The organism is Bacillus sp. AFS029533, from assembly GCF_002585125.1.
In the GTDB taxonomy this organism is placed as follows: domain Bacteria; phylum Bacillota; class Bacilli; order Bacillales; family Bacillaceae_G; genus Gottfriedia; species Gottfriedia luciferensis_B.
This window is the reverse complement of record NZ_NUQC01000030.1, coordinates 36,319-56,870: the sequence shown is the minus strand read 5'-3', so window position 1 is coordinate 56,870 and position 20,552 is coordinate 36,319. Positions and strand designations below refer to the sequence as shown.

The 20,552-nt window shown below is 32.7% G+C and carries 20 protein-coding genes; 18 read left to right on the top strand and 2 right to left on the bottom strand.

Going from position 1 to position 20,552, the window contains the following annotated elements; translation table 11 throughout:
• The first annotated feature begins 1 nt into the window (after window position 1).
• From thpR to COE53_RS17230, 3 genes are all read left to right on the top strand, one after another.
• Window positions 2-553 carry an RNA 2',3'-cyclic phosphodiesterase gene (thpR, locus tag COE53_RS17240; RefSeq protein WP_098948456.1) on the top strand — a complete coding sequence of 184 codons (552 nt, stop codon included), beginning with the start codon at window positions 2-4 and terminating at the stop codon, window positions 551-553.
• Window positions 554-778: 225 nt separating this feature from the next.
• On the top strand, window positions 779-2,944 hold the full coding sequence (pulA, locus tag COE53_RS17235; protein WP_091023705.1) for a type I pullulanase: 2,166 nt from the start codon (window positions 779-781) through the stop codon (window positions 2,942-2,944).
• 140 nt (window positions 2,945-3,084) lie between these two features.
• Window positions 3,085-3,873 carry a phosphotransferase family protein gene (locus tag COE53_RS17230; protein WP_175403518.1) on the top strand — a complete coding sequence of 263 codons (789 nt, stop codon included), beginning with the start codon at window positions 3,085-3,087 and terminating at the stop codon, window positions 3,871-3,873.
• Between the two features lie 31 nt (window positions 3,874-3,904).
• Here the strand turns inward: COE53_RS17230 and COE53_RS17225 are convergent, their stop codons facing one another.
• A complete protein-coding gene (locus COE53_RS17225; protein ID WP_069034716.1) occupies window positions 3,905-4,183 on the bottom strand; it encodes a YtzH-like family protein in 279 nt (92 codons plus the stop codon).
• A 150-nt stretch (window positions 4,184-4,333) separates the two neighbouring features.
• Here COE53_RS17225 and trmB point away from each other — a divergent pair, with 150 nt between their 5' ends.
• Both trmB and COE53_RS17215 read left to right on the top strand, forming a co-directional pair.
• Window positions 4,334-4,975, top strand: coding sequence for a tRNA (guanosine(46)-N7)-methyltransferase TrmB (gene trmB, locus COE53_RS17220; RefSeq protein ID WP_069034715.1), 642 nt, complete (start codon window positions 4,334-4,336; stop codon window positions 4,973-4,975).
• A 223-nt stretch (window positions 4,976-5,198) separates the two neighbouring features.
• Window positions 5,199-6,041 carry a YtnP family quorum-quenching lactonase gene (locus tag COE53_RS17215; RefSeq protein ID WP_091023703.1) on the top strand — a complete coding sequence of 281 codons (843 nt, stop codon included), beginning with the start codon at window positions 5,199-5,201 and terminating at the stop codon, window positions 6,039-6,041.
• 14 nt (window positions 6,042-6,055) lie between these two features.
• Here the strand turns inward: COE53_RS17215 and COE53_RS17210 are convergent, their stop codons facing one another.
• Window positions 6,056-6,367 (bottom strand): PepSY domain-containing protein, encoded by a 312-nt coding sequence (locus COE53_RS17210; protein ID WP_056473349.1) that lies wholly within the window; start codon window positions 6,365-6,367, stop codon window positions 6,056-6,058.
• Window positions 6,368-6,528: 161 nt separating this feature from the next.
• On the opposite strand from COE53_RS17210, the gene COE53_RS17205 reads away from it, so the two are divergent.
• From COE53_RS17205 to COE53_RS17145, 13 genes are all read left to right on the top strand, one after another.
• Window positions 6,529-7,599, top strand: coding sequence for a M42 family metallopeptidase (locus tag COE53_RS17205; protein WP_069034713.1), 1,071 nt, complete (start codon window positions 6,529-6,531; stop codon window positions 7,597-7,599).
• Between the two features lie 250 nt (window positions 7,600-7,849).
• A complete protein-coding gene (locus COE53_RS17200) occupies window positions 7,850-8,962 on the top strand; it encodes an ABC transporter substrate-binding protein (RefSeq protein ID WP_069034712.1) in 1,113 nt (370 codons plus the stop codon).
• Complete coding sequence (locus COE53_RS17195) at window positions 8,952-9,779, top strand: alkaline phosphatase family protein (protein WP_069034711.1); 828 nt, start codon at window positions 8,952-8,954, stop codon at window positions 9,777-9,779. Before COE53_RS17200 ends, COE53_RS17195 begins: the two co-directional genes overlap by 11 nt.
• A 97-nt stretch (window positions 9,780-9,876) precedes the next feature.
• Entirely contained in the window at window positions 9,877-10,731 is an 855-nt protein-coding gene (locus COE53_RS17190) for an ABC transporter permease (protein ID WP_084006978.1), read from the top strand.
• The gene (locus tag COE53_RS17185; RefSeq protein WP_098948455.1) at window positions 10,728-11,597 is read left to right on the top strand and encodes an ABC transporter permease; all 870 of its coding nucleotides are present in this window, start codon (window positions 10,728-10,730) and stop codon (window positions 11,595-11,597) included. Before COE53_RS17190 ends, COE53_RS17185 begins: the two co-directional genes overlap by 4 nt.
• Window positions 11,594-12,607, top strand: a complete 1,014-nt coding sequence (locus tag COE53_RS17180) for an ABC transporter ATP-binding protein (protein ID WP_069034708.1) — start codon at window positions 11,594-11,596, stop codon at window positions 12,605-12,607. The genes COE53_RS17185 and COE53_RS17180 overlap by 4 nt, the downstream gene beginning before the upstream one ends.
• Before the next feature lie 26 nt (window positions 12,608-12,633).
• Window positions 12,634-13,419, top strand: a complete 786-nt coding sequence (locus tag COE53_RS17175) for a DeoR/GlpR family DNA-binding transcription regulator (protein ID WP_069034707.1) — start codon at window positions 12,634-12,636, stop codon at window positions 13,417-13,419.
• Window positions 13,420-13,581: 162 nt separating this feature from the next.
• The gene (locus COE53_RS17170; RefSeq protein WP_069034706.1) at window positions 13,582-14,454 is read left to right on the top strand and encodes a Cof-type HAD-IIB family hydrolase; all 873 of its coding nucleotides are present in this window, start codon (window positions 13,582-13,584) and stop codon (window positions 14,452-14,454) included.
• Between the two features lie 182 nt (window positions 14,455-14,636).
• Complete coding sequence (locus tag COE53_RS17165) at window positions 14,637-15,152, top strand: DUF84 family protein (RefSeq protein ID WP_069034705.1); 516 nt, start codon at window positions 14,637-14,639, stop codon at window positions 15,150-15,152.
• A gap of 69 nt (window positions 15,153-15,221) precedes the next feature.
• A complete protein-coding gene (locus COE53_RS17160) occupies window positions 15,222-15,539 on the top strand; it encodes a thioredoxin family protein (RefSeq protein ID WP_069034704.1) in 318 nt (105 codons plus the stop codon).
• Window positions 15,540-15,556: 17 nt separating this feature from the next.
• Window positions 15,557-16,354 (top strand): DUF1444 family protein, encoded by a 798-nt coding sequence (locus tag COE53_RS17155; protein WP_286143805.1) that lies wholly within the window; start codon window positions 15,557-15,559, stop codon window positions 16,352-16,354.
• 14 nt (window positions 16,355-16,368) lie between these two features.
• Window positions 16,369-16,974: a YtpR family tRNA-binding protein gene (gene ytpR, locus COE53_RS17150; protein WP_069034703.1), complete on the top strand. Its 606-nt coding sequence runs from the start codon at window positions 16,369-16,371 to the stop codon at window positions 16,972-16,974.
• 220 nt (window positions 16,975-17,194) lie between these two features.
• Window positions 17,195-20,464, top strand: a complete 3,270-nt coding sequence (locus COE53_RS17145) for a DNA translocase FtsK (RefSeq protein ID WP_091023699.1) — start codon at window positions 17,195-17,197, stop codon at window positions 20,462-20,464.
• Window positions 20,465-20,552: the final 88 nt, after the last annotated feature.

Here is a 20,552-nt window from a genome sequence, read left to right as displayed (position 1 = left end):
TTTGAGTGAACATTATTTTCTTGCTGTTCCTTTGCCAATGCAAATAAAAGAAATTTTAGATGATTATTCAAAAAGATGGCATACAAAATTACCTTTAAAGAAATGGACTTTTAAAGATGACTTTCATATTACATTATCATTTTTAGGTCCAGTTACATATACAAAAAGTGTAGAGCTTATGGATCAACTACAAAAAGAGCTTAACGATTTTAAAAGTTTTGATTTGTCGATTCAACAGTTAGGTATTTTTGGGAGTACAGTACAGCCTCGTGTATGGTGGTTTGGTTTAGAGAATAGTGTTGAATTATTGGCGTTACAAAATAGAATTAATAAGATATGTGAAGAAAGTGGTTTTTCAATTGATAAACGGCCATATAATCCGCATATTACTATCGCAAAGAAATATAATGATAGGTTCGATAAAGAATTTGAAATCCCACTTAATTGGGAAGAAGAACCTTTAAAGTTCAAAGTGAATGAAGTCATTTTATATAAAATTCAACCTTCACAAAAACCAAGTTACCAAATTGCTGAATCCATTACATTAAAGTAAAAATATTATTTAAAATCATGAACAAATTGATGAAATAGAAGAAATATTTGAAGAAACAAACGAATACTTTCAGAAGAAGCATGAAAGCGGTAGGGCAACATTATTTTTGTTTTGAATCCATTTTAACTCTTTGTGAATATACTAATCATATCGATTTAATAAATAACGAGAATAGGTAGTTTTTATTTAAAAGTTTTAAATTTATAGTCTGGATGGTGAATAGCGTTGTTTCATATTAAAAGAGCTTTTGAAGCTTATATAGATGGATTTCAAGAAATAACAATGATTATTCCCAAATCGAACAAACAAACAGAGCAGTCATATTTTGAACTAATTGAAATGGATGGTCGGAAAACTAGGCTTCCTGTCGTATCTCGAATAGAGTTTGATCGTTTTTTTAAATATACTGTTTTGACTACTGAAGTCCTTTTGTTAGAAAAGAAGTATGAGATTGAAGATGAATTTGGTATTCGCACAGATTTACAAGTAGGTGGAGTTATTCGTTCAAAGGACTTTGATGAAAAATATGCCTATGATGGAGAAGATTTAGGTGCGGTTTATACAAGTAAATCTACACAATTTAAATTATGGGCACCTACTGCTTCTAAGGTTAAGTTAAGAATTTATCAAGAATACGGTGAAGAAGAAAAGTTTACTGAAATGTCTATGGAACGAGAAGGAAAAGGGACATGGAAAGCAGTAATCGACCGTGATTGTGACGGTTTAGTTTATAATTTTTTAGTATGTGTGAATCTGATTTGGCGAGAAGCTGTCGATCCTTATGCAAAAGCAGTTACTGTAAATGGTAAACATAGCGTAGTAATTGATTTATCCAAGAGTAGCAAAGTTAGTAAGGTAAATAGTACACCACCAAGTAAGTATACTGATTGTATTATTTACGAAGCCAGTATTCGAGATTTTACTTCACATCCACTAAGTGGGATTCAAAAAAAGGGGTCTTTTAAAGGATTTCATGAAAAAGATACGATGTACAATGGTTTTTCAACAGGTTTGGATTATATATGCAAGCTAGGAGTTACACATGTTGAATTATTACCATTTTTTGATTTTGAAGGAATAGATGAAAATAACCCTTTCCAAAGCTATAATTGGGGCTATAATCCATTGAATTTCAATGCACCAGAAGGTAGTTATAGTTTAAAACCAGATGAACCAATCGAAAGAATAAATGAATTAAAGAAACTTATTTCGGTTTATCATGAACATGGTTTACGGATTATTATGGATGTTGTTTACAATCATGTTTATGAATTACAAACTAGCCAATTCGAAAAAATTGTTCCAGGATATTATTTTAGACAAGATGAACGTGGTTTACCATCGAATGGAACAGGAGTTGGGAATGACTTTGCATCTGAAAGATTGATGGCTAGACGATTTATTCTACAATCAATAAAATATTGGACTAAAGAATATGACATCGATGGGTTTAGGTTTGATTTAATGGGAATTTTGGATACGGATACAATGAATGAAATAGTAACTGAACTGACATTCTTAAAACCAGAAATAATCATTTTTGGAGAAGGTTGGGATTTAAATACATCATTAAGTCCATCTTCTCGAAAAGCAACGATAAACCAAAGTCATCAACTATCAATGGTTGGGTTTTTTAATGATAAATTTCGCGATGGAATCAAAGGAAGTACTTTTTCATTTCAAGAAATAGGGTTTATACAAGGCAATAATATTCATAATGATTACTTGTCCGATTTACTTTTAGGAAGCGTTGGGATTAATAAACAAGTAAATTTATTTAAAGAGCCATATCAATCGATCAACTATGTTGAATCACATGATAATCACACTATGTGGGATCGATTAAAGCTTTCCAAACAGAAAGAGAATGAGGAAATACTAAAGAAAAGGCATTTACTTGGAACAAGTATTGTATTATTTTCGTTTGGTGTACCGTTTCTGCATAGTGGTCAGGAGTTTTTTCGAACAAAAAAAGGGATCGAAAACAGTTATAATTCAGGAGACACAATAAATAGTATTGATTGGGCAAGAGCTGAACGTGAAGCGACATCGATTGAAATTATTAAAGAATTTATCGCAATTCGAAAGCGCTTTAATAGTTTCCGTTTTTCTTTGAAAGAGGAAATAGAAAAGTATGTAACGCCAGTTAATATTCATCGAGATCTAATTGGATACCGAATTAGCGGAATAGAAGAAATCGACCAAGTTAAAGAGATAATGGTGTTATTTCATAATGGTCTTTCTGATATTTACATTGATTTAGAGAATGAAGAAGACAATTGGGAATTTATATGGGATGGTCATAAACATTATGTTAAAAAAGGGATGAAAGTGGATTGTAATAAATTACCAATGCCATCGCTTTCGACCGTTGTATTAGTAAAATACTAGCAACTACTTGCAGATTCTAATTAAACAATGTAAACTTGTAAAAGATGGCTTATTGCAGCTGATTGTAATAGGCTATCTTTCTTTTTGTAATAAAATAATATTAAATACAAACATATATAACAACAAGGAACGGAAGAATAATGGATAATCATATACAAGAAATACTCGGAAAAGAATGGACAATCTCGCCAGCCGGTGGATTTACTGGTGAAGCGTATATAGCAGAAAATAATGATAAGAGATTATTTCTAAAACGAAATTCTTCTCCTTTTTTAGCAGTTTTATCAGCAGCTGGCTTTGTTCCAAAATTAGTTTGGACTAGAAGACTAGAAAATGGTGATGTACTTACTGCACAAGAGTGGGTGATTGCACGGAGTTTAGAACCTTATGAGCTCTCTGCGAAAGGGGTTGCGCAATTTTTATATCGTATCCATTCTTCCAAAGAATTGTTATATATGTTAACGAAGCTAGGGATTAATCCTTTAGAACCTCAGGAATTACTGCAAACAATTGTAGGAAATCTTACTGAAGAGTTTACACAAAGCCAGATCATTGTAAAAGGTATCGAATATTTAGAGGAAAATATGCCATCTTTTGATTCAGAGGATTTAGTTGTTTGTCATAGTGATTTAAATCATCATAATTGGTTACTTACTGAGACAAATAATCTATATTTAATAGACTGGGATGAAGCAATCATTGCTGATAAAGCTTTTGATTTGGGCATGTTTTTATTCACCTATGTAGAACAGAACGATTGGGACAAATGGCTTCGAAATTATGGAATAAAATTAACTGAAGACCTATTAAATCGAATGACATGGTATGTAGTCGCTCAAACAATCATTTGGATTAAATGGTATACTCTTCGTGAAAATGAAAAGCAGACCCAAAAAATGAAGAGCCTGCTAGAGAAGATATTAGATTAAATAAAAATTTCCTCGGAAATTGTCATATAGATTAAGAATAAGTATTAAAATCAGTCACCCATTGTGAGAGTTGATTTTGGTGGTTTGTAATGTGTTGATCTAAATCAGCAGAATACTTTCCAGACTGACTATAATAATAAACGTCATTTAACATGCTTTTCACATCATCTGTTATTTGGTCGTTCGTTAATAAGGATTGAACAAGTCTTTCCAATTGTTCACATTCTGATACAGTTCCACAACAGTCAGATTGGTGATTCATTAGAATATCTCGTAAAATTGTTAATTGATGTTCATGATTTAAAGGCATAAATTCACATCCTTTTTTTATTAAGTACACTTGAAATAGTTTGTGTTATACGAAATGATTTTATACTATACGTGAATAACCGAGTGCCATCGTGCTTGGTTTTTTCTTTGAGTAAATATAAATTGCAAAATCGAGAGGGAGTAAAATCTTATGAGATTAAGACATAAGCCAGGTGCGGCAGATCAAGTTAAAGAAAATGCTCATTATGTAATTCCAAATCCGTCAGAACAAAAAGGGAAATGGAATGAAGTTTTCCAAAATGATCAACCTATTCATATCGAGGTTGGTACGGGTAGAGGTCGTTTTATGGTCGGTATGGCTAAGGCCAATCCTCATATTAACTATATTGGCATTGAGAAATATACAAGTGTAATTTCTGATGCATTAGATAAATTAATTGAAGCTGAAGTTCCAAACTTAAAGCTGTTAAATGTAGATGCTCAAAAATTAACGGATTTCTTTGAGGACGGAGAAATAGATCGAGTCTATTTAAACTTTTCTGATCCATGGCCAAAGGTTCGTCATGAAAAACGTCGATTAACATATAAAACATTTTTAAACATGTATCAACAAATCTTGAAAAATGATGGGGAAATTCATTTTAAAACAGATAATCAAGATTTATTCGAGTTTTCAATCATGAGTATGGCGAACTACGGAATGACTATGCATTTCTTAAGCTTAGATCTTCATAATAGTGATTTTGAAGGAAATATTATGACTGAATACGAAGAGAAGTTTTCTTCAAAAGGTAACCGTATTTACCGAGTTGAAGCTGCTTATAGAAACTAATCTAATCAAAAGACTATCGTGATCTATTTATCACGATAGTCTTTTTTTGCTGCAACACGCGAAATTTTAATAAGATTGTTTATTTTTAGGCAATCTAAAACGGAATTTTCATTTCATATTCCTTATTGTTCCCTTTCTTTTACCTATTCCTGCTCTTGAAATATTCAGTAAATTCGAAAAGTGGTATAATATTTAGGTCTAGTAAAAAAGAAGGGGGATAAGTATGGAACAGTTAAAAATTGGAACTTGTACAATTCAGTGGCTTACTGGAGGAAATACCCATTTAGATGGTGGAGCAATGTTTGGAGTTGTTCCAAAGGCGCTTTGGTCAAAAAAATATATTGTTAATGAGAAAAACCAAATCCCTTTACGTACTGACCCGGTATTTATTCAAACAAGTGGTTTAAACATAATTATTGATAGTGGGATTGGTGTTAATAAATTAAATGAGAAGCAAAAAAGAAATTTTGGCGTTACCGAAGATTCAATGATAGAAGAATCATTAGCGAAGCATGGATTAAAACTAGACGATATTGATTATGTCATTATGACACATTTGCATTTTGATCATGCAAGTGGATTAACGAGGCTTGAAAATGGTGAATTCAAACCTGTATTTTCGAATGCAAAAATTATTACTTCTCAAATTGAATGGGATGAGATGAGAAATCCGAATATTCGTTCAAGTAATACATATTGGAAAGAAAATTGGGAAGCAATTGGGCACCAAGTAATTGCATTTGAAAAAGAATATTCTTTAACAGATGAGATTACAATTATTCACACAGGTGGACATAGCGATGGGCACAGTATTATAAAAATTGAAACTGAAGACGAGCTATTATTGCATATGGGGGATTTAATGCCAACACATGCACATCAGTCACCATTATGGGTTATGGCATATGATGATTACCCAATGACATCTATTTACGCAAAAGAAAAATGGGTTAATTTTGGTTTGCAAAAAAAATCTTGGTTTACGTTCTATCATGACGATGTATTTAGAGCAATAAAATGGAGCGCTGAAGGACAAGTATTACAGTCGATCGAACGCTCCAAGTAATTTGGCTATTGTTGTTAAACAATTTGAGCAGAAATAAGCTCACCATTTACAGCATTAATGATGAATGAATAGTTTGTAGTGTCATTATCTGATTCTACTACTGTAAAACCACCTTCATAAACATCACCTTCATAATCAGGTAAATCTGCCCACTTTGGTTCTGAATGAATCCAAGTTCCAGTTACATTACCATATGAAAGAAATACTGGTTTAATTGTTTTTAATGCTTTTTCTGCTGGAATATATTGTGAAGATAATTTTTTTTGTAAATATAGTCCACCAGCAACACCTAAACCTAAGCCAATTAAGACACGTTTAAGTTTCATTTGTACCACCTCTATTTATGTATTATGCGCTTGAAAAAATATTCTACTACTTATCTTAGTCAAACTGGGGCAACATTTCAACGGTTAGCATTGGTATTATGAGTTATTTTTAGATAAAATAAAAAAAGAAGATATGTTTTGTACAGAGAGGAACTTTAATTATGAATCAAGACACTCTACAGCTTTTTAAATTTTTAACAGAATTACAAGGTGCACCAGGATTTGAGCATGAAGTGCGTCACTTCATGAGAAAAGAACTTGAAAAATATACAAATGAGATTGTGCAAGATCGTTTAGGAAGTATTTTTGGAGTGAAACGTGGAGCTGAAGATGGACCTACTGTAATGGTGGCAGGTCATATGGATGAAGTTGGTTTCATGGTTACTCAAATTACAGAAAATGGGATGTTACGATTTCAACCACTAGGTGGCTGGTGGAATCAAGTATTGCTTGCTCAAAGAGTTCAAGTAATGACAGATCAAGGACCAGTTATTGGTGTGATTGGTTCAATTCCACCGCATTTATTAAGCGATGAGTTAAGAGCTAGACCAATGGATATGAAAAATATGCTAATCGATATTGGTGCAGATAACAAAGAAGATGCACTAAATATTGGCGTTCGTCCTGGTCAACAAATTGTACCAGTATGTCCGTTCACTCCTATGGCTAATGAGAAAAAAATTATGGCAAAAGCATGGGATAATCGTTACGGTTGTGGACTTGCTATTGAATTATTAAAAGAAGTTCAAAACGAAACATTACCAAATATTTTATATTCAGGTGCTACTGTTCAAGAAGAAGTTGGACTAAGAGGGGCACAAACAGCTGCAAATATGATTAAACCTGATATCTTTTACGCATTAGATGCAAGCCCAGCTAATGATATGTCAGGCTCAAAATCCGAGTTTGGTCAATTAGGTAAAGGTGTTTTATTACGAATTTTAGACCGAACAATGGTTACTCATAAAGGAATCCGTGAATTTATTTTAGATACTGCAGAAACGAATAAAATTCCATACCAATATTTTGTTTCACAAGGTGGAACAGATGCTGGACGAGTACATGTTTCAAACGATGGCGTACCATCTGCTGTAATTGGTATCTGCTCACGTTATATTCACACTGCGGCATCGATTATTCATGTTGATGATTATTTAGCTGCAAAGGAATTACTTGTTAAGCTAGTTAAAGCGACTGATAAAACAACAGTTGAAACATTACGTAATTATTAAGAAAGTAAAAAAAGAAGCCTTAAAAAGAGGCTTCTTTTTTTATTGAAAATCCTTACCTTGCCTTCCCAAATCCCTACACTTCACATCTTTTCTTATCTATTACCTAGAACCTTAACTCTACTTTCAATTAATGTTATTAATAAATTCTTAACATACAGTTAATGTGGGTTTTACGATGTTGTTTTATGATAAAACCGTAATAACCAGTAACAAACATTAAACAAACCACATTAATGTGAGGAGATCTAAAATGAAAACTGAATTTAAAAAGAAAAGTTACAAGGCAGTGCAGGTTGTCGTTTTGGGTATGACAGTTCTAGGACTAACAGCATGCGGAAAAGCCGTAGAAACGAAAAGTGAATCTGTATTAAATCCAAATTCATTAACACTTGAAGAAATTCAAACAAAAGCAAAAAAAGAAGGTGAAATAAATAGTGTAGGTATGCCAGATTCATGGGCTAACTGGGTTGAAACTTGGAATGAAGTTAATAAAAATTATAATTTGAAACACACTGACACAGATTTGTCTAGTGCGGAAGAGATTGCAAAAATGGAATCTGAAAAAGAGAATGCTACTGCTGACATTGGGGATGTTGGAATGTCTTTTGGTCCAATCGCTGAACAAAAGAAGTTAACTATTCCATACAAAACATCTTACTGGAACGAGATTCCTGATTGGGCAAAGGATGACAATGGTGACTGGGTAGTCGGATACCAAGGAACTATTTCTTTTCTGACAAATAAAGAACTAGTAAAAACACCTCCTAAATCTTGGGACGATATTTTAAAGGGAAATTATAAAGTAACAGTTGGAGATGTTCAACGTGGTACACAAAACCAAATGGCCGTACTTGCTGCTGCTATTGCATACGGTGGAGATGAAAAAAATATCCAACCAGGGATCGCCTTTTTTAAAAAGCTTGCTAAGCAAGGGAGATTAAGCTTAACAGATGCTAAACCAGCAAATATCGAAAAAGGAGAGGTTGAAGTAGCACTTGTTTGGGACTTTAATGCGCTTGGTTATGCTGAAGCAATTAAGCGTAGTCAATTTGATGTATCTATCCCAAGTGATGGATCAGTTGTTAGTGGATACTCAACTATTATCAATAAATATGCTAAACATCCTTATGCTGCTATGGCTACAAGGGAATATATTCTAAGCGATGAAGGACAAATAAACTTAGCAAAAGGATTTGCTCGACCAATTCGTAATGTTGAACTTCCAAAGGATGTAGCTGAAAAGATGGTTCCAAAAGAGGAATACAAAAATGCAAAGCCAATTAGAGATTTTAAGGCTTGGGAAGAAACTGCAAAAACTTTACCTCAAAAATGGCAAGAAGAGGTGTTAGTAAATGTCAAATAAAGTTATAGCTATCGTTGTTGATGGAATGAGATATGACAAAGCATGCGAAGCGCTTGGATATGTTCAGCATTTAGTGGAATTAAATCAAGCAGCACTATACAAGATGAAATCGGAGCTTCCGAGTCTTTCTCGCCCATTATATGAGGTGTTATTAACTGGAACACCTTCATCTGTAAATGGAATTACATCTAATCAAGCAGTTCGTTTATCGAATGAAAAAAGTATCTTTCATCTTACAAAGGAAAATGGTTTAAGAAATGGAGCGGTTTCGTATTACTGGGTAAGCGAGCTATATAATCGAGCACCATTTAATTTTATTGAAGATCGAGAACAAGATGATCTTTCTAAAGCGATTCAATACGGAAAATTCTATTGGGATGATGACTATCCAGACAGTCACGTGTTTATGGATGCAGAAGCTTTACGTAGAAAATATGATCCACACTTTATATACATTCACCCTTTAGGTGTAGATGTTAAAGGAGAACTATTTGGTTCAGAATCGAAAGAATATCGTGAACAAATTTTAAAAGTAGGCAGTTTGTTAGCTCAACTACTTCCAATTTGGATGTCAGAAGGTTATCACATTTTAATTACTTCTGATCATGGGATGAGCGAAACTGGTAATCATGGAGGAATAACACCGGGGGAACGAGATGTACCACTGTTTATCATCAGTCCAAAAGTTGAGCCTGGTGTTTATAACGAAGTAATCCCTCAGTTGGCTTTTGCTCCACTTGTTTGTAAGCTCTTAAAAATAGAGCCATCAAATAAGATGATTTCATATCAGTTACCTGGATATAAAGAAATTAATTGACGTTTTAATGATATGAAGATTTTTATGGAAGGGGAATTGGTTTAGTGAAAATTTTACCAATTCTCTAATGTATAAAGAATTTAGGGAGCGAGAAGCTTTGCAAAAAATAAAAAATCATAAGATTTACTTACTAGCTCTTTTATTGCCATTTGTATTGTTTGTAATAGGATTTGAATTAGGGCCAATGATGGCAATGTTTAAGAATAGTTTTTACGCAGATGACGGAATCCATCTAACTATGAATCAATATATAACTATATTTAAAAGTAAGTTTTACTTACAAGCTATCAAAAATAGTATAGTTATTTCAATTATTTCGGCAGTGATTTCGATCCTAATAGCTGTTGTCACAGCTTATTCCTTTACAAAGTTTTCACGTAAAATACAAAATCGTCTATTAATGATTGCTAATGTGACTTCAAATTTTGAAGGAATCCCTCTTTCTTTCTCATATATTATTTTACTTGGAAACAATGGATTATTTACTTTGCTTTTTGCAAAACTCGGTTGGAATATATTTGCGGATTTTAATTTATATTCTTGGACCGGACTGATCCTTGTTTATATTTATTTTCAGATTCCATTAGCGATTTTGTTGATATACCCTTCTTTTCAAGGAATAAAGCAACAATGGAAGGAAGCTTCTGCATTATTAGGAGGATCAACAATATCATTTTGGCTAAGAATTGGAATTCCAGTACTATTACCAAGTATAGTAGGCACATTTAGTATTTTATTTGCTAACGCTATGGGTGCTTATGCAACAGCCTACGCATTAGTTGGTAGCAATTATAATTTATTGTCATTACAAATAGCCTCGTTAGTCTCAAGTGACGTTACATTAAAACCACAATTAGGTAGCGCACTAGGAGTCCTTTTAGCAACGACCATGATTGGAGCGATGTGGATTAATGAAAGAATGATGCGCCGCATTAGGAGGGATTTACGATGAAATTACAAACAACATTTTTTAAAGTAATAGTTGGATTACTTGTAATGTATTTATTAATTCCAATAGTCGGTACATTTTTATTTTCAATTGCAACTAAATGGGATCATTCAATCTTACCTGAGAGCTATACATTAAATTGGTATATTGAATTATTTCAAGATGGACGATTTTTTGAGGCCTTTCAACGAACATTATTTTTAATTATCATAACTGTCACTTTAAGTGTTTCAATCATGATTCCAACAATCTTTATTATAACTGTATATTTTAATAAATTTGAAGGAATTCTCCAAGCAATTGCGATGCTTCCGTATGGTATCCCACCTATTGTAGGAGCAGTTGGGCTAATTAAGCTTTATTCTAATGGACCATTTCAAATTGCTGGTACTCCATGGATACTAGTTGGAGCTTACTTTATAACCATTCTACCTTTTATGTATCAAGGTATTCGTAATAGTCTTAGAACAATAAATGCCATTCAACTTGTAGATGCAGCTGAATTACTTGGTGCAACTAAATTTCAAGCGTTTAGAACGGTTGTGCTTCCGAATATTATATCTGGAATATTAGTATCAAGTTTATTGTCCGTAGCTCTTTTATTTAGTGAGTTTGCATTTGCAAATTTACTAGTAGGTGGAAGATTTGAAACCCTTCAAATCTATCTTGCCGATAAACTAAATAGTAGTGGTCATTTAACAAGTGCCATAGTTATTACTTATTATTTGGTGATTTTACTTTTAACTGGAACAGTCTTAAAACTCACGTTTAAAACTAAAAAAAATCCTGCCGTGTTAAATAAGAGGCGGTCTATTTTTAAAAAACAAGGTTATATAAAAAATACTGCAATAGAAGGTGAAGTTAAATGAGCTATGTAAATATTGATCAAGTGACTAAAAAATATCAAAATCAAGTCGTCTTAAATAATATTTCATTAACATTAAATAAAGGAGAATTCGTAACGCTTTTAGGTCAAAGTGGATGCGGGAAAAGTACTTTATTACGTTCTATTGCAGGACTTGAAGACGTCGATATAGGAAATATATTAATAGATGGGAAGAACATAACTAATTTATCTCCGCGCCAACGCGAGGTAGGTATGGTATTTCAGTCATATGCACTTTTTCCAAATATGACAGTATTTGAAAATATTGCATATGGTCTAAAAATGAAAAAAGCAAAAAACATACATGTAAGAGTAAAAAAGATGATAGAAATAGTTGATTTAATAGGAAAAGAAGGATCTTACCCTCACCACTTATCAGGAGGGCAACAACAAAGAGTTGCTTTAGCTCGAGCGCTTGTCATGGAACCAAAAGTACTATTATTAGATGAACCGTTAAGTGCATTAGATGCAAAAATTCGAAAAAGCTTACAAAAGGAATTAAAAAGAATACAGCAAGAACTAAATATTACGACTATTTTTGTTACACATGACCAAGAAGAAGCAATGACAATGTCGGATCGAATTTTTGTTATGAATAATGGAAATGTAGTACAAGAAGGTACACCTACCGAGATCTATACAACACCAGTAAATAAATTCGTAGCAAAATTCATCGGAAATTATAATGTTTATAAGATGGAAGCTTTCCATAAACTTGTATGTAGTAATGAATTAATTGGAAATGATGTAGCAATTCGACCTGAAGTATTAAAATTAGTGGCTGTAGGAAATGACAGCATGGATTTACAACAAAACTGGGGAATAAAGGGGATTATTTCAGATGTTACTATGACTGGTAATGTCTTAAGGTACGAAGTTGAAACCGAAGAATCTGCATTTCTTGTAGACAACCTTAACCACCGAGGTGAAATGTTCCAGCAAGGAGAACATGTGAACATTATTGTACCTAAAAAAGAATGCGTTATCTTATAAATTTTTAAAGTTTCTGGAGGATTAAAATGTCTGTTTTACCTGAGGAAAGAAAAAACGAGATTTTAAAAGAACTTAATAAAAAAGGAAAAGTTAAAGTTATCGATTTAGTTGAACAATTTAATGTATCAGAAGAAACCATTCGTCGAGATTTAATGATATTAGAGGAAAAAGGTCTTTTAAAAAAGGTGTATGGTGGAGCAATTAAAACAGTATACCAAAATGAGGAACCTCCTTTTATGCAGCGTACGACTGTGAATCAGGAAGCAAAAGTAAAAATTGGTAAAAAGGCCATGGACCAAATTTCCAATGGAGATGTCATTGCGATTGATGTAGGCACAACAATGCTTGAATTTGCTCAGTGTATTGAAAATAAAAAAGACATTACTATATTGACTAATTCATTACCGGTATCTTCCCTGTTAACAGAATCATTAAATCAAAATAAGTTTACCGGACAAATATTATTACTAGGTGGAATAGTTGATCCAAAACAACAGTCAATGAGTGGGAGTATAACAGAACAATTACTAAGTCAATTTAATGTTGATAAGGCATTTATTTCAGCGGGTGGTGTCTCAGCTCAAAATGGAGTTAGCAACTATCATTTCCATGAAACTTTAGTTTCTCGAAAAATGGTGGAAGTGTCGAAGCAAGTGATTTTATTAACAGATTACTCGAAAATTGGTGTAGATACATTTTGTAAAGTTTGTTCTCTTGAAAAGGTTGATGCAATAGTATGTGACCATTCATTTCCAGAAGAATGGAAAGAGCATTCAATATTAAAAGAAATCGAATGGATTCAAGCAAATTAAAAAAGACGGACTATATTCATTGAATTCTTTTTTGTTAAGTAGACAATAACATAATGAATGAATCGTTATTGTCCTTCTTAAGCTTGCCATTTTGGTAATGACCGATTACTGAACACTATAAAACTAGATGAAAAGCATAATAAATTAAAGGGGATATAATCAATGAGTTTCATTGCAATAGATTTAGATGGAACACTATTAAATAATGAGAATGAAATTAGTGAAGAAAATATTAATGCAATTAAATTTGCAGGGGAAAATGGAATTGAAATCGTTATTTCAACTGGTCGAGCTCATTTTGATGCCAAAAAAATTTGTGAAAGATTCAGGATATCGCCATATGTGATCGGAACAAATGGGGCAACAATCCATTCAAAATACGGAGAATGTATCTCATCAATTACAATCTCAAAAACGAATGTTGAACAGATATTAAGGTGGCTTGATGAACGAAATTATTATTTTGAAGTTTTTACAGATAAAAGCATTTATGCTCTTAAAGAAAGAAGAGAAATTTTTCAAAATGAGATTAATAGCCTTAAAAGAGTTGAGTTAGATGAAGATATGAAAGAATTAGTTAATGTTGCGGAAAGACAATTCGATCAGTTTGGGTATGTATTAGTTGATCATTGTCAAGAAATCATACAACGAAATGAAGAAGTTAATAATATTTTAGTATGTACGTTTGATATGAAAAAATTAGAAGAGGCTAGAAATCAATTTAATAAGCGTATTGATTTGATGGTTGTTTCATCAGCGGAGCATAATATTGAGATTACGAATCGCTCTGCATCAAAAGGATTAGCATTAGAAAAGTTAGTTTTTTTAATGAGTGGCTCTTTAGAACAGTCCATGGCTATTGGCGACAGTAATAATGATATTTCGATGCTTGAAAAAGTTGGATATAGTGTTGCAATGGGGAATGCAAAAGAAGATATTAAATCAATTTGTACAACTTCTACTCTAAATAATGATGAAAATGGCGTTGCCCATGCTATTTATCGATATATTGATACTTTTGTAGCCAAAAGATAAAGATTGGAAGGGGTTTTATGTTTCTATGCTATCATAGCAGAAAAATGTTTGCCCAAAATGAGGTAATAATTGAATGATTCAATAGATTGTAAAGATGCTTTCATTTTGAAAGTGTCTTTTTTATTGTATATTAAAATTATATTTAACTAAAAAGCATAAGAGCGGTGAATGGAGTTAAGACAATGAAAATAATTATTGGTTCTTTAAATCCCACAAAAGTAGGAGCTGTTAAAAAAGTTTTTAATCAGTATAAAGTTGAGGGACTAAATGTTCCATCAAATGTTTCGAATCAACCTTTGACTGATCAAGAAACTATGCAAGGTGCTATAAATAGAGCATATAATGCTAGAATCGCAGGTGAGTCGGAAATCGGTATTGGATTAGAAGGTGGAGTCATTATAGAAAACGATCGGCTTTTTCTTTGTAACTGGGGAGCACTTGTGTATGAAAATGAGGTAATACTAGCAAGCGGAGCAAAAATTTTATTACCTAGCGAATTTATTAATGAGCTAAGAAATGGAACTGAGCTTTCAGTATTAATGGAACAATATACGAATGAAAAAGATATACGAAGTAAAGAAGGGGCAGTAGGGGTATTTACAAATGGTCGAATTACTAGGACAGAAATCTTTGAACATATTTGTGAATTACTATTTGGACAATATGAATTCAAGAAACGAAAAGAAGAAAACAATTGAGGTCGTCCTTTTTGCATATCGATAAAAATAAGATAAAATAAAAGAAAACGAATAAGCGAGGGAAAAAGAATGGAAAAAATTACATCAGTTGAACAATTCGAACAAGCGAAACAAGGAGAAAAAGTGGTTTTCCAATTTTCAGCAGATTGGTGTCCAGATTGCAGATTTTTAGATATGTTCTTCCAAGAAATAATTGATGAAAATAAAGATTTTACCTTTTATTATGTAGATCGTGACCAATTTATTGAGTTATGCCAAAATCTAGATATATTTGGCATACCAAGCTTTGTAGCGTTTAATAATGGTGAAGAAATTGGTCGTTATGTAAATAAGGATCGTAAAACAAAAGAACAAGTAGAAGAGTTTCTTGAAGGATTAAGAGGCTAATAAGGTAGGTAAAACAATTGGCTAAAAAAACAACACTAGACTTAAAAAAAATGATAGAAAATCGCCTTGGAAATGAAGATTGGCGTTTTATCTATGATCGTGAAAAAGAAGACCTTCGAATTGAAGGGATTGAAAGTAATAAAGGGATGAGTGTCTCTTTAAATAGTGCAGTAGCAAAGTTTGAGGCTGAAGGTGAAGAGGCATTTAACGAATTAATTTATTATATAAAAGAAGCACTTTCTGCAATGCACTCTGAAACTGTATTTCTTGAAGAACAAATTCGTCCAGTTATTCGAGCTACATCGTTTCCGACTGAAAAGGAAGAAGGAAATTTATTTGTAACTGATGAGCATACTGCAGAAACTAGAATTTACTATGCTATTGATTCAGAAAAAACGTATCAACTTATCGATGAAAGATTATTAGTAAAGTCAGGTTATACAAAAGAGCAACTTCATTCTATTGCTTTATTTAATTTAAGAAAAATGCCTGTTCAAGTAAAAGAAGATATTGTTGCAGAAAATACTTTTTATTTTGTACGTACAAATGATGGATACGATGCGAGTAGAGTACTAAACAGTACTTTTATAAAAGAAATTCAATCAAAAGTAAAAGGTGAATTATTAGTAGGAATTCCTCATGGAGATGTACTAATCCTTGCTGACATTCGAAATAACATAGGTTATGATATAATGGCGCAAATGAATATGAGTTTCTTTGCAAGTGGGAAAATACCAATTACATCATTGTCATTTGCTTACGAAAATGAGAAGCTAATGCCAGTATTTATTTTAGGGAAACAAAAGAAGCAATAGAGAGGAAGAAATAAGTGAATATTTTTTATAACAAAGAAGGAATCGGCGATACGCTATTAATTACATTAAAACAAATTCCATCAGAAGATCGTAAAGTTGAACGAAAAGGGAATATAGCACGCGTATATAGTGCAGTTACGAATGAAACAGTTGCTATTAATGTGTTTGATGCATCTACTTATGTAGATGTTCAAGAAAATGGTATCGTTACGATTACCGAACATATTGTTAATTCGGTTAATGAATTACTTGCAAAAGAAGGGTTTGAAGATACTTTAGTATTAGACCTTTCACCTAAATTCGTTATTGGATATGTAATCGAAAAAGAAAAACATCCAAATGCTGATAAATTAAATATTTGCAAAGTTGACGTTGGAACAGATACATTACAAATTGTTTGTGGTGCTCCGAATGTTGAACAAGGACAAAAGGTAGTTGTTGCAAAAGTTGGTGCAGTAATGCCATCAGGATTAGTCATTAAGGATGCTAATTTACGTGGAGTGGATTCATTTGGTATGATTTGCTCTGCACGTGAACTTGATTTACCTGATGCTCCACAAGAAAAAGGAATCTTAGTTCTTGAAGCTGATGCTGAAGTTGGAAAAGCTTTTTTTAACTAAATAATATATATTTTCGTATAAATACTAGGCCATGAATTGGTCTAGTATTTTTTCTGTTTTTCAATAAAAGAATTATTATTTTAATATTAATTTGATTAAATTATATATTTGATATCGAAATATGATTGAACTAGCGCAATTTGTAATAATAATGTGTTTTTTGTCATTATGTCACATGTTAAAATAAAAGGTATGAAAAGAAATAGAGAGAGTGAGAAAAATGAAAAAATGGTTAAAAAGCCTTTTTAAGGCGAATAGCCTTAATGAGATTGAAGAAGAGTTTGAAGAAGGGTTTGAAGAAAAGCCTGTTGAGGAGAAAGTATATCAATCACACTCTATCGAAAAAAAGAGAAACGCTTTACAAGAGCGTCCAAAATTTAGATTTCCAATTGAATTAGATGAAGAATTACCATCACCAAAGCCGATAAAGGAAACAAAAATTGAAGAACCAGTTATTAAACAAGAAAAAAATGCTGATATTTGGCAGAAGTCACCAAACAATTTAAATAAAGAATATAAACCTACATATAATCAGAGTACTAATTTTGTTAGAAATACTTTTCAAAATAATCATTTTGATAAAAGTAATTTATCTAGTCGACTTGAAAAAAATCAAGTCACAAAAAGTGAAGAAGAACCAGCAAAAGTAGAAAAAGAAGAAAAGGTCGATATTGTATTTCGTCCAAAAAGAAAAACACCATTTCGACCTAGTGAATATATTTCACCAATTTATGGTTATCAAAAGCCTCCAATAAAAGAAGAAAATGCTACTGATTCTATCCTTTCTTCAACAAATGAAGAAATGAGAGTTGAAGCTTCTCAAATTAATAATGTACTTGAAAAAGTTGAAACCAACTCTTTCGAAATTGGAAGTTTCGGCAATCAAAATCAAGAAATAATTGAAGGATTAAATCTAGTAGAAAATGAAAAACTTCAAACTGAAGCTATTCAAATTGAGAATGAAGAGCTACAAGCTAAATATTATCAAAATGTAGAAGATACGTTGAATGTTGAAGAAGTACAATTTGAAACTCATGAAATTGAAGTTAAAGAGAAGAATGAAGATTTAAAACCTAAAGCTCTTCAAGTAGAAGCTGAAGAGAAGAATGAAGTTGTACAGCTTGAGGCTCACCAAATTGAAGCAGAAGCTGAGGAGAAAGATGAAGAAGAAAAGTTTGAAATCCATCAAATTGAAGCAGAAGCTAAAGTGATGGATGAAGAAGTACAGCTTGAAACCCTAAAAATTAAAGCGGAAGATGAAGTTGAGAGTGAAGAAGTACAACATGAAGTAAATATTTATAGATTAGATCTTGTCTCCATTAAAGAAGAAAAAGAAAACGATTACCATGCTCATATTAAACTAAATGTTGAAGATATCATTGAAAAAAATGAGTCGAATGAGCACAAAGCTGAGACTTTGGTTCAATTAGATGAAAACGAAGACAAAGGGATTGAACTCGTTCAAAATAATGAAGAGTATGAAGTAGAATCGGAATTAACAGTCGAGCTAGATGGTGTTATAGAAGAGATTAAAGAAGAAGTAGTACAGCATGAAAGTTCTACGGTAGAATCCAAAGTAGAAGAATCCGCTGAAATTAATCAAAATTCTGTTGCAAATTCTAATGAACAGACTGAAATTGAAGCCGATAAAGAGGAATCTGAACCTAAACCAATGGAGAAACGTCAGAAAAAACGTCATTTTCCTTTTAATGTAATGATGCTTAGAAGTGATGTAGAGGCATCAAGAAAAGCAAATATAATGAGACAACTTCGTGAATTACAAAATGAATCTGCTGCAACAGTAGAAAAGGTAAATGAAGAAGTTGAGATAAAACAAAATGAACAGTTGATCGAGAATGCTAGTTTATCTGAACAAAGTGAAATTTTATCTTCAGAAAAAGTTCAACCAAGTGAAATAATTGCCGAAGCAATCACATATGAAAATCCTCCTGAAGGAATTCAAGATCAGCCAGTTCTTGAAACTGTAGAAAGTATAACAGAAACGGATATAACGATAGAGACTAAAAATGAGATTGTTCAGACTGATGAGCCTCAAAGTTTAGATGAACAACCACCAGTACTTTATGAATTACCAGAATTAGATTTATTAGTTGAACCCCCAATTGAACAATTTAATGATGGGGATTGGGTTGAAGATCAAAAGCAACTACTACAAGAAACATTACATAATTTTAATGTAGGAGCTAGAGTAATTGCCGCAACCCAAGGTCCAACAGTAACTCGTTTCGAAGTACAGCCCGAGCCTGGCGTGAAAGTAAATAAGATAACTAACTTACAAGATGATATTAAATTAAGCTTAGCAGCTAGAGATATTCGAATTGAAGCTCCGATTCCTGGTCGAAGTGCAATAGGCATAGAAGTACCAAATAAAGAAAGTAAGCCTGTTTACTTAAGAGAATTAGTTAGCCAGGATAAATTTTTGCAAAGCGAGTCACCTTTAACTGTTGCTCTTGGACTGGATATAGGTGGAGATCCTGTCTATGCAGATATTTCAAAAATGCCACACGGGTTAATTGCTGGGGCAACAGGATCTGGTAAGAGTGTATGTATTAATTCGATTTTAGTTAGCATTTTATATAAAGCGAAACCTCATGAAGTGAAATTAATATTAATCGATCCTAAGATGGTTGAGCTTGCACCGTACAATCATATTCCACATCTTATTTCGCCGGTCATTACTGACGCTAGAGCCGCGACTGCTGCTTTAAAGTGGGCATGTGATGAGATGGATCGACGTTATGATTTATTTGCTCATGCTGGGGCAAGAGATATTAAGCGATTCAATGATTTAGCGAAGAAAAAAGGTGCTTATAATGACGAGTTACCATACTTAGTCATTATTATTGATGAATTAGCGGATTTAATGATGGTATCTCCTGGGGATGTAGAAACTTATATTTGTCGTATTGCTCAAAAAGCGAGAGCATGCGGAATCCATTTATTAGTTGCAACACAAAGACCTTCAGTTGATGTCATTACCGGTATTATTAAATCAAACATACCGACACGGATTGCGTTTACAGTCTCTTCACAAGTAGATTCTAGAACAATTATTGATATTGGCGGAGCTGAAAAGTTACTTGGACGAGGAGATATGTTATTCTTAGATAATGGAAAATCTCAAGCAATTCGATTACAAGGCGTTTATGTTTCGGATGATGAAATCGAACATGTTGTAGAGATTGTTAAAGACCAACAAAAACCGAATTACTTATTTAATCAAGAGGAACTTGTAGCAAAAGCGGATGCACAGGATGTTGATGATGAACTTTTTCAAGAAGCAGTGGAGTTTGTCATTGATCAAAAAGGTGCTTCTGTTTCAATGTTACAAAGACGTTTTCGAATTGGATACAACCGTGCAGCTAGATTAATTGACCTAATGTTTGATCACGGGATCGTATCGAATCAAAATGGAAGTAAACCTCGTGATGTACTGATTACATCATTAGAGGAGTTTCGTTCTGAGTGATAAATTAAAAATTCGATAAAAATTAAGTAACGAATGTTAAAGTTTTTTTAACCCATACTAGAAAAAAAAGAACGATACTTTTCAGCAG

Excerpts from the sequence above, each read along its gene's own strand:
- COE53_RS17165 (WP_069034705.1), top strand. The coding sequence starts at position 14,637 with ATGAAAATAATTATTGGTTCTTTAAATCCCACAAAAGTAGGAGCTGTT.
- COE53_RS17145 (WP_091023699.1), top strand. The coding sequence starts at position 17,195 with ATGAAAAAATGGTTAAAAAGCCTTTTTAAGGCGAATAGCCTTAATGAG.
- COE53_RS17210 (WP_056473349.1), bottom strand. The coding sequence starts at position 6,367 with ATGAAACTTAAACGTGTCTTAATTGGCTTAGGTTTAGGTGTTGCTGGT.
- COE53_RS17175 (WP_069034707.1), top strand. The coding sequence starts at position 12,634 with ATGTCTGTTTTACCTGAGGAAAGAAAAAACGAGATTTTAAAAGAACTT.
- COE53_RS17205 (WP_069034713.1), top strand. The coding sequence starts at position 6,529 with ATGAATCAAGACACTCTACAGCTTTTTAAATTTTTAACAGAATTACAA.
- trmB (WP_069034715.1), top strand. The coding sequence starts at position 4,334 with ATGAGATTAAGACATAAGCCAGGTGCGGCAGATCAAGTTAAAGAAAAT.
- COE53_RS17230 (WP_175403518.1), top strand. The coding sequence starts at position 3,085 with ATGGATAATCATATACAAGAAATACTCGGAAAAGAATGGACAATCTCG.
- COE53_RS17225 (WP_069034716.1), bottom strand. The coding sequence starts at position 4,183 with ATGCCTTTAAATCATGAACATCAATTAACAATTTTACGAGATATTCTA.
- COE53_RS17200 (WP_069034712.1), top strand. The coding sequence starts at position 7,850 with ATGAAAACTGAATTTAAAAAGAAAAGTTACAAGGCAGTGCAGGTTGTC.
- COE53_RS17215 (WP_091023703.1), top strand. The coding sequence starts at position 5,199 with ATGGAACAGTTAAAAATTGGAACTTGTACAATTCAGTGGCTTACTGGA.
- COE53_RS17185 (WP_098948455.1), top strand. The coding sequence starts at position 10,728 with ATGAAATTACAAACAACATTTTTTAAAGTAATAGTTGGATTACTTGTA.
- COE53_RS17195 (WP_069034711.1), top strand. The coding sequence starts at position 8,952 with ATGTCAAATAAAGTTATAGCTATCGTTGTTGATGGAATGAGATATGAC.
- COE53_RS17180 (WP_069034708.1), top strand. The coding sequence starts at position 11,594 with ATGAGCTATGTAAATATTGATCAAGTGACTAAAAAATATCAAAATCAA.
- COE53_RS17170 (WP_069034706.1), top strand. The coding sequence starts at position 13,582 with ATGAGTTTCATTGCAATAGATTTAGATGGAACACTATTAAATAATGAG.
- COE53_RS17160 (WP_069034704.1), top strand. The coding sequence starts at position 15,222 with ATGGAAAAAATTACATCAGTTGAACAATTCGAACAAGCGAAACAAGGA.